Raw genomic sequence first — 12,287 nt, 5'->3', positions numbered from 1 at the left:
TAAAAAACCACTATTTGACTCCCTTATAAGCCTGAAATGAATTGCCTATATAAATTCAGGTGATTTATTTTTAAAAGAATCTTACTTTTAGCTTATATAAGACGCATATTATTTGTAAATTCTTAAATTTACAAACGTTTTTTGATAAAATCTATAATTGACTATGCAACAGACTAAAATTTACAAACCTAAACATAATGTAAGAATCGTTACAGCTGCTTCATTGTTTGATGGTCACGATGCTGCAATCAACATTATGCGTCGCATTATTCAATCCACAGGTGTAGAAGTGATTCATCTTGGCCACGATAGAAGTGTTGATGAAGTAGTGAATTGTGCCATTCAAGAAGATGCCAATGCTATAGCTATGACATCCTATCAAGGCGGTCACAACGAGTATTTTAAATACATGTATGATTTACTTCAAGAGAAAGGAGCATCCCATATCAAGATTTTTGGTGGTGGTGGCGGTGTCATTCTTGAGGAAGAAATCAAAGAACTTATGGACTACGGCATTACTCGAATTTATTCACCAGACGACGGTCGGGAAATGGGTTTGCAGGGGATGATTAATGATTTGGTGAAAGCTTCTGAAACCCCACTTGATCTCCCTAAAGGAGAGAAAGCCTTACCTGCTAATTATGACGCTTCTCAGTTGAAAAAAATGTCTTCAAACCAAGTTTTAAATTCTTTAAAGAAAAAAGAAGTGACTACCATTTCAAGGCTAATATCATTAGCCGAAAATAACCAGAAAGATTATAAAAAAGTCTTTCCCTCGAGGGAAGATTTAGATGGGGCTTCAGTCCCTATTTTGGGCATCACTGGAACAGGCGGTTCTGGAAAATCTTCTTTGGTCGATGAATTGGTTCGTCGGTTTTTAGTGGATTTTGATGATAAAACTTTAGGCATCATTTCTGTTGACCCATCTAAACGTAAAACAGGTGGTGCTTTACTCGGCGACAGAATTCGGATGAATGCTATCAATTCACCTCGTGTTTATATGCGGTCTTTAGCAACAAGGCAATCCAACTTAGCATTGTCTAAATATGTTCAAGATGCTGTTGAAGTGCTTAAAGCGGCTCAATTTGATATGATTATTCTCGAAACTTCTGGTATTGGGCAAAGTGATACCGAAATTCTCGATCATTGCGATGTTTCGCTTTATGTGATGACGCCAGAATTTGGTGCTGCCACACAACTTGAAAAAATAGATATGCTAGATTTTGCAGATTTGGTTGCGATTAACAAATTTGACAAACGCGGAGCAAAAGATGCTCTACGAGACGTCAAAAAACAATACCAACGCAATCACAACCTTTGGGATGCGGATTTAGATTCACTTCCCGTTTACGGCACCATTGCATCTCAATTCAACGATCCTGGTATGAATATTCTATACAAAAAAATCATGGATTGTATGGAAGAAAAAACTTCATCTCAGCTAACAAGCAATTTTGAAATTTCAGATGAAATGTCTGAAAAAATCTATATCATTCCACCAAAACGAACAAGATATTTATCTGAAATTGCTGAAAACAATCGTGCTTATGACGACGATGTTGAAAACCAAGTGAAAGTTGCTCAACGGCTTTTTGGTATATACACTACTTTGGTTTCAACAGCTGAGGCTTCATCTTTAAAATTGGATTCAAATGGTATTGATGAAGACGATTTACAATCTTATATCACCAAAGAAAATAAAGAGTTTATCAAGCTTTTAAAAAGCGAATTTGATAAAGTGAAAATGGACTTAAATCCTTATCATTGGGAAAAAATTTTAAATTGGGATAAAGTTCAACAACGATATAACGATGAGGTTTATAGTTTTAAAGTCAGAGACAAAGAAATTAAAATCGAAACCCATACCGAATCTTTATCTCACCTAAAAATACCAAAAGTTGCCTTGCCAAAATATCAAGCTTGGGGCGATTTGCTCAAATGGATGCTACAAGAAAACGTGCCAGGGCAATTTCCTTACACCGCAGGTTTATATCCATTTAAACGAACAGGCGAAGACCCAACCCGAATGTTTGCTGGCGAAGGCGGACCAGAACGTACCAATAGAAGATTTCACTATGTCAGTCACGGCTTGCCTGCAAAACGCCTTTCAACAGCATTTGATTCGGTAACACTTTACGGTAGCGACCCAGATTACAGACCAGATATTTATGGGAAAATAGGCAATGCTGGCGTGTCGATTTGTTGTTTAGACGATGCCAAAAAACTCTATTCAGGATTTGATTTGGCTGACCCGATGACTTCAGTAAGTATGACGATTAACGGTCCAGCACCAATGCTACTTGGCTTTTTTATGAATGCAGCTATTGACCAACAGTGTGAAAAATATATCAAAGAGAATGGTTTAGAAAAAGAAGTTGAAGCCAAAATCGAGACAATTTACAAGGATAAGAAGACTTCGATTCCAAGATATATTTGCAAAAATGGTAAAGCGTTTCTTCCCTTTGATAAGAAGCAAAATGGGCTTTTGCCAGAAGGCAACGACGGTTTAGGTTTGATGCTACTTGGCGTTACTGGCGATATGGTATTGCCGAAAGATGTGTATGAAAAGATAAAACAAGACACTATTTCTGTGGTTCGCGGAACGGTTCAAGCTGATATACTTAAAGAAGACCAAGCTCAAAACACTTGTATTTTTTCAACCGAATTTGCTTTGCGTTTAATGGGTGATGTGCAAGAATCGTTTATCAGAAATAAAGTTAGAAATTTCTATTCGGTTTCAATTTCGGGTTATCACATAGCTGAAGCTGGTGCCAATCCGATTACTCAATTGGCTTTAACCTTGTCTAACGGATTTACCTATGTGGAATATTACTTGAGTCGTGGAATGGATATCAATAAATTTGGACCGAATTTATCGTTCTTTTTTTCCAATGGTATTGATCCAGAATACGCAGTTATAGGTCGTGTTGCACGTAGAATATGGGCTAAAGCGATGAAAGAAAAATACAAAGCCAATCCACGAGCACAGATGTTGAAATACCACATCCAAACTTCTGGTCGTTCACTGCACGCTCAGGAAATAGATTTTAATGATATCAGAACCACACTTCAAGCTCTTTATGCCATTTATGATAATTGCAATTCATTGCACACCAATGCCTATGATGAAGCTATAACCACACCAACCGAAGAGTCAGTAAGACGTGCGATGGCGATTCAATTGATTATCAATAAAGAATTAGGTTTAGCCAAAAATGAAAACCCGATTCAAGGTTCGTTTATCATTGAAGAATTAACAGACTTGGTAGAAGAAGCCGTATTGCTTGAATTTGATAGATTGACTGAACGCGGTGGCGTTTTAGGTGCCATGGAAACGATGTATCAACGCAGTAAAATTCAAGAAGAAAGTTTGTATTATGAAACGCTTAAGCATAACGGTAAATTTCCTATCATTGGCGTCAATACGTTCTTGAGTAGCAAAGGTTCGCCAACGGTTAAGCCAAGAGAAGTCATTCGTGCAACGGAAGATGAAAAAGAATATCAAATTAACAACTTGAAAAATCTGCATAAAACCTATCAAGATAGGGCAGAAGATTTGTTGGACAATTTGAAGAAGACCGCTATCAAAAATGACAATATGTTTGACAGTTTGATGGAAGTTACTAAATACTGTTCTTTAGGACAAATAACCGATGCTTTGTTTGAAGTTGGTGGACAATATAGGCGGAATATGTGATAAGCCTCCTTAAATTTATATAAAATACAGATATTTAATCATTTGTCATGTCGATAGAGCGAAGCATGAGCGACGAGACATCTCAGTAGGATGAGATTTCTCCTCATTCTTCGTTCGAAATGACAAAATTTGCTAACAAAAAGATGTAATCATCTGATTTATAGCCTTAAATTAATCGAACTCACGTTAATTAACTAATGATATTTGAACCAATTCTAAAAAATTATAAGAATTCTTCTGATTATCATAAATTTGATTTATCAACTCAGTATTTAGAAAAGCTAAAAGTTGATATTGAAAATTATCAAGATGATTACCATAGAGTTTGTCATGCAGACGATTTACAATTTTATAAAAATAATGGCATTAACCTATAAGATTTTTTTGGTTTTTTAATCAGCGAAAGTTTAAACTCTTTAAATTTTAAAAATTATAAAGTCGATTATTAAGATCATTATTTGGTGATGACTGAAATACAACTATAAATTTTTTAGATAATTCACACTCTCAGGACCCAAGTTAAAAAGCAAATCTAAAATGCTAAGATTAGAGATAAAACCATATTTATCTTCAAAGACTTGATGATATGGTTTGATGTTATAATCTGTTTTTGACTTGGCCTTGATAAGTTCTCTTTGATCATCAATGTCGTTATACTTTTCTAAATATTCAGATGTCATTTCAATCTTGATATCTAAGTCTAATAAATCTAAAGTAGTTTTAAAACATTTCAAATTAAAGTCAAACAAAGAATTGAATTTTTCTTTAAAAAGTGGCTCGATATCATCTTCAAAAAATTCAAAATACGGCGATGTACGATAAGCAGTTTCTAAGGATTTAAAATGCAAATCTTGCCAATAAAAATCATTTTCAATCTGACTTTCTCGGTATTTTAAACGTTGTTTTGAACCGCTGTGTTTTACAGGAATATTCAACATTAATTTACCGTTAGCACCATAAATATTTTGGCGATTTCTGTAAGACTGTTTTTGATAATTTTCAGCTGCTTCAATATAAATTTCTTTATACTCTACAAGTGATTTATAAAAACTTATAGGTCCAAAATACGGTAAACAAAAAATGGCATGTGACATTTAAGATTTTCGTTTTTTTCTAAAATAACTAAATCCTATAATTAAAACCAAACCGATAAGAAAATAAGGTAAATAAGACACGCGTTTGCCTTCACCTGAAACTGTGGTAAACATTCTGTCCCAACGAATTTTGCTTAAGCCCGATTTGTTTGGGTCTAAACTCAACCAAATAAAAACAGGTTTTCCTACAATATGGTTTTCAGGAACATAACCCCAAAATCGGCTGTCTTCACTGTTATGGCGATTATCACCCATCATCCAATAATAGTTTTGTTTAAATGTATAGCTTGTTATCGGTTCTTCATTGAGTAAAACTTGGTTGCCTTTGATGCTTATATTTTGTGTTTCACCCATTTCACGACCTTCATAAACTTCTATGATACGTTTGTAAAAGTCCACGCTATTGGTATCGATATCAACTGTTTGACCAGCTTCAGGAATATAAATTGGGCCAAAATTATCACGATTCCAATCGCGTTTAGCTTGATTTGGAAATACTTTTTTTGAAGGTTTTGTATCTGTTTTACTCCAAATGTCTTTAACTGCCGATTGCACATTTGGTAATTTTTTAAAGCGTTCAATTTTTGAGTTGGGAATAGCAATGGCTTTAAAAATGCCTTGCTCTCTATTGATAAATCCAAAACCGTCTGTAATATCATAACGGTTTTGTAAAGTATTTAGGTTAAAATTATCACCTTTGATGATATAGGAATACTGAAGATCAGCTCGTTCAGGAAGTTGAAGCGGTTGCCCGTTGGTGTAAACTTTTCCATTTTTAATTTCTAAAGAATCACCAGCAACACCAACAGCTCGCTTAACGTAATTTGATTTTTTATCGATGGGTTTTAAATAGTTTTTTGGTCCAGAATATCCAAAATACGGTACGGTATCTATGGGCCAATTAAAAACGACAATATCATTGCGACTTACATTTTCAAATCCAGGCAAACGAAACATCGGCAGCTGTGGTTTATTGGCATAAGATTTGATTTTAAGCCCAGGAATAGTGTCGTGAACCATCGGAAAAGCCAAGGCTGTTCCAGGTGTTCTTGCACCGTAATGAAACTTACTTACAAACAAAAAATCGCCAACAAGTAAGGATTTTTCAAGTGAAGACGTCGGAATGGTAAAAGGTTGTATAAAATACGTGTGAACTATCGTTGCTGCAACCACGGCAAAAACAATAGAACCGAGGGTTTCACCAGCTTTGGTTTTGGCTTTTAGCTCTCGATTTCCTTCATATTCGCTAGTGGTAAAGTAATTGATATAGTAGATGTACAATCCTAAAGTTACGACTGCCAAAATCCCATCTTTTGTGTCATTATAACCAAAACTTTTTGCGGTTTCAATCCAAATCACAGGAAACATCAATAGTTGAACAATGGGGATGAATAATAAAAATATCCACCACCACGGTCTATTGATAATTTTCATTAAAATATAAGCATTATAAACAGGAATTATGGCTTGCCAAGCTGAGCGACCTGCACGTTTATACAACTTCCAAGTCCCTAAAAAATGGATGACTTGAATTATCAAGATTAGAATTAAAATGTCAAATAAATTCATAGGATTTAATGTAAGATTTTTAAATATTAAGAACGTCGCTCATATCAAAGCAACCGTATTTATTGTGATTCACAAGCCATTCTGCGGCTAAAACGGCTCCGAGAGCAAATCCTTTTCTGCTGTGTGCGGTGTGTTTGATTTCAATATCGTCAATTTTAGATTTGTAACTGATTATGTGCGTACCAAAAATTCCTTTTTCTCTATAAGCTTCGATAGGAATATCTAAGTTGTTATTTGATTTAGGTGGATGCGACCATGTTTTATAATCAGAATGCTCTATGATTTGTTTAGCTAAACTGATAGCCGTACCACTTGGAGCATCTTTTTTTTCAAGGTGATGAATTTCAGAAATATCTACCTTGTAATCTTGTTGGGTTTTCATAATTTCAGCTAACATGGTATTGAGTTTAAAAAACAAATTTACACCAATACTAAAATTAGATGCATATAAAAATTTAGACTGATGTTGTTCAGCTAATTTTTTAGCGGTATCAAACTTGTCTAACCAACCTGTAGTGCCAGAAATCACAGGAATTTGGTGTTTGATACATTCTGAAATATTGTAAAAAGCAGCTTCAGGAATGCTAAATTCAATGGCTACATCGGCTTTTTTGACTTGTTCGAAATCAGGTTTATTATTGGTTTTATAAACGATGTTATGATTTTGCTCTTTGGCTATTTCAGCAATGCTTTGTCCCATTTTTCCGTATCCTAAAAGTGCTATTTTCATCAGTTTAATTTTAAATTTAACGATAAACCAAAGGCCTGTTGACCCGTTGAAAAGTTTTGAACTTGATGTGGTCGCAAAGATAAATCATCAGAGATATTAAATTGGTTTAAATGGGCTTCTACATTAGCATCAATAATATTGAGAATGTAAGCTGCGATGGTTAATAATAATGATAAATCTCTGTTTTCTCTGAATAATTTCTGGGCTTCTACTAAATCATCATCGCTTAAAATTCCAATATACTCGTCGTTTTCAAAACCAGCCAATCGACTTTTATAGGCATCGCGGTAACGGTTGTATTTTGAATTATTATCAAAATAAAAATACATAGGCGTTCCAATTGCGAGGTAAACTAAAGGAATTTTCCAATAGCTTTTGTTATAAGCTTGACCTAAACCAGGCAATACCGCAGAATAAAATGCGGCTTTTGCTGGAGCATTAGCATCAAATGGATCGGCTTCAAAACTTTTGCTATCAACGGCTTTGTCAAATTGTAGCTCTTCGTTGACAGGAATACTATCATTTTGAGCAAAAATATTTCCTACAAAGCAAATGACGATAGCTATGAAAATTGTGTTTTTCAAGGTTTAAATTATTTATTCAATAACTCGTGAATACGATTCAAATCTTCTTCAGATGCAAACGGAATAATGATTCTGCCATTGCCTTTTTGGTTCACTTTTATGTCAACTTTAGTTCCAAAAAATTTTGAAATATGTTTTTTTTCAACACTAAAAGATTTTGGTTGGACGTCTGTTTTTTGTGTTGTTTCGCCTTTTTGATTGTGTTGTCTTACCAAATCTTCGGTTGCTCTCACTGAAAGTTTGTCTTTCAATATTTTTTGATAAATTTTGATTTGTGTTTTGGAATCATCAATATTCACTAAAGCTCTGCCATGACCCATAGTGACAAATCCATCACGCATTCCGGTTTGAATTATAGGGTCAAGTTTGAGCAATCTTAGATAATTGGTAATAGTTGAGCGTTTTTTTCCTACACGTGAACTCATTTGCTCTTGAGTTAAATCGATTTCATCAATCAATCTTTGGTAAGACAAAGCAATTTCAATCGGGTCTAAATCTTGGCGTTGTATATTTTCAACCAAGGCCATTTCCAGAGCTTCTTGATCGTTGGCAATTCTGATATAAGCCGGAATAGTTTGAAGTCCAGCAAGTTTAGATGCTCTAAAACGACGCTCACCAGACACCAACTGGTATTGGTTGCGGTCTATTTTCCTGGCGGTAATGGGTTGTATCACACCAAGTTCACGAATAGAAGAAGCTAATTCTTCTAAATGTTCTTCATTGAAACTACTACGTGGCTGAAACGGATTTACTTCAATATGAGCAAGTTCTAATTCAACTATACTGCCAACAACTTTATCAGCATTTTCATCTTCAACAGATTTAATATCCTGTTCTGGATCATTCAGTAAGGCTGAAAGTCCACGTCCTAAAGCTTGTTTTTTTTTGGCTTTGGCCATAAAATTTAAGTTTGATTTTGTTTTAATAATTCTTCGGCAAGGCTCAAGTAGTTATTAGCACCACGACTTGCAGCGTCATATTTTATAATGCTTTCACCGTAACTCGGGGCTTCGCTCAACCGCACATTACGTTGTATGATAGTGTCAAACACCATATCAGCAAAATGCTTTTTTACTTCATCAATCACTTGGTTAGACAATCTTAAACGTGCATCATACATGGTAAGCAATAAGCCTTCAATATCTAAATTAGGATTGTGCAATTTTTGAACACTTTTTATGGTATTCAACAATTTACCCAAACCTTCAAGAGCAAAATATTCGCATTGTATCGGAATTAGCACGGAATCAGAAGCCGTCAACGCGTTCAAAGTCAGCAAGCCTAACGATGGTGCACAATCTATAATAATGTAATCATAGAGAGAACGCAAATCATCAATTGCCATTTTTAGCATTTGCTCACGATTATCTTGATCTACCAATTCTATTTCAATGGCGACTAAATCAATATGTGCTGGAATCAAATCTAAGTTTGGCGAATCTGTAGAAACGACTAAGTTTTTAGCTTCCTGCGTGTGTTCTAGAAGTTGATAACTGCTGTTTTCAACCTCGTCAACATTAATGCCCAAACCAGAAGTCGCATTGGCTTGTGGATCGGCATCAATCAACAAGACTTTCTTTTCTAAAACGCCAAGTGCTGCAGCCAAGTTTACTGCTGTAGTTGTTTTACCAACACCGCCTTTCTGATTAGCTATAGCTATAATTTTTCCCATGTGCTAAAAATAATGCGTAAAAATACAATTTATTATATCACATAAAAATCCTTTGCGATAACTTATTTTCATATTTTTCAACACCACAATAGGTCTAAACTTTTACAAATTGTTACGCTAAATTTACAATTTTAACTCAATTTCTAAAAGTATTGTTATAATATTAATGAGCTTCGAGTTGGGTTATCAGCTGTATTTTTTTGATAATACCTAATTTGAGAGCAAATCTGTTTAGGCTTATCAATTAATTAAAAAAATACCATATTTTTAATAATTATTGTAACAAAATTAATATCAACTCGTCGAGAAAGTGTAACCAATAAATATGAAAGTTTCAGAATTTAATCGTTTAGTCATTCCAATACAACAAAAGATTTTCAGGTTGTCTAAACGCTTGTTAACTTCATCTGATGCAGCAGAAGACGCTACGCAAGAAGTGATGATTAAATTGTGGAACCAAAAAAACGGACTTGAAAATATTAAAAATATAGAAGCCTATGCAATGACTATTACCAAAAATCATTGTTTAGACCAGTTAAAACTCAAAGCTAATAATAACTTGAGATTGGTGCATACCAATTATGAAAATAGCTCGGCAGATCCGCATCAACAATTAGAAGCTAAACAAGATTGGAATAGAGTAGAAGCTATGATGAAAACCTTGCCCAAAGCACAAAGTATGGTTTTGCATTTGCGTCAAATAGAAGGATACGATTATGATAAAATTTGCGAAATAATGGATATGAAACCAACGGCAGTGCGTGTTACTTTGTCGAGAGCGAGAAAAAATTTAGTAGAACGACTTTCAAAACAACAAAAAAATGAAAACAGAGCATGACATCAGCCAATTGATAGACAAATACCTTGAAGGCAAAACACATATTGAAGAAGAACAACTACTTGCTCAATATTTTATAAACAACAAGGTTAAACCTGAATGGCAGGTCTATCAAAATATGTTTAGCTATTTTGAAAACAGCAAGACAGCAAAACCTCAACAATCTTTTAAACCAAAAGCGAAAAAGTCTTTTAAACCATTTTACAAATACGTCGCTATATTGTTAGTCTGTCTTGCTGGAGCTTGGTTTTATAATCACCGAAATAGCACTAAAGATTTAGGCACTTATGACGACCCAGAATTGGCCTTGCAAGAAACCATAAAAGTTTTTGAACTGATAGGAAGTCATATCAATTCCAACACCAAAGACATTCAAAATCTTTCAACTTTAGAAGAAATCAAAACAAAATACATTGATAAACTTAAACCTTAATTTAAATACAAAAACGATGAAAACAATTTTAATTACCATATCAGCTGTTTTATTTGCAAGTTTTGTCCAAGCACAAGACTTTGAACGATTCGAAAATAACCCGAGTGTAAGCTCAGTGATTATCAATAAAAATATGTTTAAATTAATGAGCAGACTTGATTTAGACAGTAAAGATAAAGAGACCCAAGAGTATGTCAAGCTTATCAATAATCTTGAAAATATCAAAGTTTTAAAGACTAACGACTCAAAAATGAGTAATGAACTTAACGGTGATGCAAAGTCATATATTAAGAATAATAATCTTGAAGAATTGATGCGTGTCAATGAAGACGGGAAACATGTAACTTTTCACTTTAAACCTGGTAATACTGATGACGAAGTCAAACAATTATTTATGCACGTCAATGGAATTGATGACAATGGTGAAACTGTCGTTATTATCATCAATGGTTTAATTGATTTGCGTCAAGTTTCAAAATTAGCCAAAGACCTAAAAGTGCCTGGTGCTGATTCTTTAAACAAAAAATAAAATCTCAATTATGAAAACTATAATCACATTATGCCTCAGTCTCTTGGTTTTGATATCTTGTCAAACCAATTCTCTGCAAACCTATATGGTTGACCATAAAGACGACGAAAACTTTATCAGTTTAGACTTTTCGCTCAAAACATTCATAGACAATTTTGAAGACCTGTCTGAAGAACAGCAATCACTCTTCAAAGATGTCAGAAAGGTTAATCTTCTCGCCTTTAAAAAAGACAACACGAAAGAAGACTATTATGTAGAAAAACGCACACAGCTCACAACAATTTTATCAAAAGAGTTTAGTAGTCAACAATTGATGTCAGTTAATGACAAAGGTCGACAGATGAAGATGTATGCAGACGATTTAGAAGACAAAGTTCAAGAGATAGTTATTTATGCTAACGATAATAGCAAAGGTTTTATCGTTTTAAGATTGCTTGGCGATGACTTAAACCCGTCAAATTTTTATAAAATGATGCAGCTTTCAGATAAAATGAATTTTGACGATTTAGCCCAAATGATTGACATTTAAAATACTTAGATAATTCTTTCATTTTTATTTTGTAGAAATAGAAAGCTTATTATCTTTGCACTCGCTTTGCAAAAAGATGGAGAAATGGCAGAGTGGTCGAATGCGGCGGTCTTGAAAACCGTTGTACCGCAAGGTACCGGGGGTTCGAATCCCTCTTTCTCCGCAATAAAATAAACCCTGACAAGCTATGCTTCGTCAGGGTTTTATTTTGAAAAATTTAAGTGATGAAATGTTATGTTTACATTTTACATTCAGAAAATCACGACATGTATTATGTTGGTGCAACCAATGATGTTAAAGCCCGATTGAGAAGACATAATTTGGGTTTAGAAAACTTTACCAAAAAATATAAACCTTGGAAGCTTGTTTGGTTTACAGAAAAACCTAATAAGGCAGAAGCATTTAAGCTTGAGAAAAAATTAAAAAACTTATCAAGAGAACGTAAATCTAAATTTATACAAAAATACTCGAACACTGACGAAGCATAGCTTGTCAGTATGCTGACCGTAGCGTCAGCATCCCTCTTTCTCCGCAATAAAATAAACCCTGACAAGCTATGCTTCGTCAGGGTTTTATTTTGAAAAATTTAAGTGATGAAATGTTATGTTTACA

13 protein-coding genes and 1 tRNA gene are annotated in these 12,287 nt (G+C 34.2%); 8 read left to right on the top strand and 6 right to left on the bottom strand.

Features of this window, described 5'->3' with window-relative positions; all coding sequences use genetic code 11:
• The first annotated feature begins 163 nt into the window (after positions 1–163).
• Entirely contained in the window at positions 164–3,697 is a 3,534-nt protein-coding gene (locus ACSSV5_RS06680) for a methylmalonyl-CoA mutase family protein (RefSeq protein ID WP_454245271.1), read from the top strand.
• Between the two features lie 197 nt (positions 3,698–3,894).
• Positions 3,895–4,074, top strand: a complete 180-nt coding sequence (locus ACSSV5_RS06675; RefSeq protein ID WP_454245270.1) for a hypothetical protein — start codon at positions 3,895–3,897, stop codon at positions 4,072–4,074.
• Between the two features lie 102 nt (positions 4,075–4,176).
• Here the strand turns inward: ACSSV5_RS06675 and ACSSV5_RS06670 are convergent, their stop codons facing one another.
• The 6 genes from ACSSV5_RS06670 to ACSSV5_RS06645 are packed head-to-tail and all read right to left on the bottom strand — an operon-like array spanning position 4,177 to position 9,346.
• A complete protein-coding gene (locus ACSSV5_RS06670; RefSeq protein ID WP_454245269.1) occupies positions 4,177–4,791 on the bottom strand; it encodes a WbqC family protein in 615 nt (204 codons plus the stop codon).
• The gene (gene lepB, locus ACSSV5_RS06665; protein WP_454245268.1) at positions 4,792–6,360 is read right to left on the bottom strand and encodes a signal peptidase I; all 1,569 of its coding nucleotides are present in this window, start codon (positions 6,358–6,360) and stop codon (positions 4,792–4,794) included.
• A 19-nt stretch (positions 6,361–6,379) separates the two neighbouring features.
• The gene (dapB, locus tag ACSSV5_RS06660; protein WP_454245267.1) at positions 6,380–7,090 is read right to left on the bottom strand and encodes a 4-hydroxy-tetrahydrodipicolinate reductase; all 711 of its coding nucleotides are present in this window, start codon (positions 7,088–7,090) and stop codon (positions 6,380–6,382) included.
• Complete coding sequence (locus ACSSV5_RS06655) at positions 7,090–7,674, bottom strand: DUF5683 domain-containing protein (protein WP_454245266.1); 585 nt, start codon at positions 7,672–7,674, stop codon at positions 7,090–7,092. Before ACSSV5_RS06655 ends, dapB begins: the two co-directional genes overlap by 1 nt.
• Before the next feature lie 8 nt (positions 7,675–7,682).
• Positions 7,683–8,573: a ParB/RepB/Spo0J family partition protein gene (locus ACSSV5_RS06650; protein WP_454245265.1), complete on the bottom strand. Its 891-nt coding sequence runs from the start codon at positions 8,571–8,573 to the stop codon at positions 7,683–7,685.
• 5 nt (positions 8,574–8,578) lie between these two features.
• Positions 8,579–9,346: a ParA family protein gene (locus ACSSV5_RS06645; RefSeq protein ID WP_454245264.1), complete on the bottom strand. Its 768-nt coding sequence runs from the start codon at positions 9,344–9,346 to the stop codon at positions 8,579–8,581.
• 325 nt (positions 9,347–9,671) lie between these two features.
• Between ACSSV5_RS06645 and ACSSV5_RS06640 the strand changes: the two genes are divergently transcribed.
• The 6 genes from ACSSV5_RS06640 (at position 9,672) to ACSSV5_RS06615 (ending at position 12,163) form a co-directional block, all read left to right on the top strand.
• Positions 9,672–10,184, top strand: a complete 513-nt coding sequence (locus tag ACSSV5_RS06640; protein ID WP_454245263.1) for an RNA polymerase sigma factor — start codon at positions 9,672–9,674, stop codon at positions 10,182–10,184.
• The gene (locus tag ACSSV5_RS06635; protein WP_211066601.1) at positions 10,168–10,617 is read left to right on the top strand and encodes a hypothetical protein; all 450 of its coding nucleotides are present in this window, start codon (positions 10,168–10,170) and stop codon (positions 10,615–10,617) included. Before ACSSV5_RS06640 ends, ACSSV5_RS06635 begins: the two co-directional genes overlap by 17 nt.
• A gap of 16 nt (positions 10,618–10,633) precedes the next feature.
• Positions 10,634–11,146: a DUF4252 domain-containing protein gene (locus tag ACSSV5_RS06630; protein WP_454245262.1), complete on the top strand. Its 513-nt coding sequence runs from the start codon at positions 10,634–10,636 to the stop codon at positions 11,144–11,146.
• 10 nt (positions 11,147–11,156) lie between these two features.
• A complete protein-coding gene (locus tag ACSSV5_RS06625; protein ID WP_454245261.1) occupies positions 11,157–11,675 on the top strand; it encodes a DUF4252 domain-containing protein in 519 nt (172 codons plus the stop codon).
• A 78-nt stretch (positions 11,676–11,753) separates the two neighbouring features.
• Positions 11,754–11,838: transfer RNA gene (locus ACSSV5_RS06620), tRNA-Ser, on the top strand.
• A 61-nt stretch (positions 11,839–11,899) separates the two neighbouring features.
• A complete protein-coding gene (locus ACSSV5_RS06615; RefSeq protein WP_454245260.1) occupies positions 11,900–12,163 on the top strand; it encodes a GIY-YIG nuclease family protein in 264 nt (87 codons plus the stop codon).
• The last annotated feature ends 124 nt before the right edge of the window (positions 12,164–12,287 follow it).

It is taken from the genome of Psychroflexus sp. MBR-150 (assembly GCF_053628795.1).
The sequence above is the reverse complement of the archived record's forward strand: the minus strand, read 5'-3'. Positions and strand labels throughout refer to the sequence as shown.